This window comes from Mesorhizobium sp. M7A.F.Ca.MR.362.00.0.0 (assembly GCF_004023175.1).
GTDB lineage: Bacteria > Pseudomonadota > Alphaproteobacteria > Rhizobiales > Rhizobiaceae > Mesorhizobium.
This window is the reverse complement of record NZ_RZTF01000653.1, coordinates 1,454-2,014: the sequence shown is the minus strand read 5'-3', so window position 1 is coordinate 2,014 and position 561 is coordinate 1,454. Positions and strand designations below refer to the sequence as shown.

The 561-nt window shown below is 67.4% G+C and carries 1 protein-coding gene; it reads right to left on the bottom strand.

Going from position 1 to position 561, the window contains the following annotated elements; genetic code table 11:
- Positions 1 to 561, bottom strand: a 561-nt coding sequence (locus EOC06_RS44505) for an AMP-binding protein (protein ID WP_245470391.1), incomplete at both ends; no start/stop codon positions are given.

Here is a 561-nt window from a genome sequence, read left to right as displayed (position 1 = left end):
GAGCAGGATGTCGGCCGGCGAGATGGTGATCCGCGCCTCGGCCTGCATGGCGTTGGCGTACAGGTTCTTGTGCGACAGCACGACCGCCTTCGGCGTGCCTTCCGAGCCCGAGGTAAACAGAATCACGGCCGGCTTGGCCGCATCCTGCCGCTGCAGCGGCCAGCGCCACAGCAGAGCGGCGGCAAGCTTGTCCAGCGCGGTAACGCTCTCCCGCACATCCTCCAGCCACAGCAGCCTGGCACCACCCTTTTCGACCGCCGCGACGATATCGGCCAGATCGGCCTTCTCGACGAAGGCGCGGGAGGAAATCACGGTCCTTATCACCGCCGTGCGCACGGCAGCGGTGACGCTCGCCGGTCCGGCCGTATAGTTGATCATCGCCGCCACCCGGCCGGACGACAGAAGCCCAGTGAGCGACAGCACGACCCCATTGGCATTGGGCAGCATCACGCCGACCGCCTCGCCCGGAGCCGTCACCGCCTCAAAGCGCCTGCCCAGGACGCGGGCGCCGATGAACAGCTTGCGGTAGGTCAGCGCCCCGGAGATCACGTCCTCGATGAT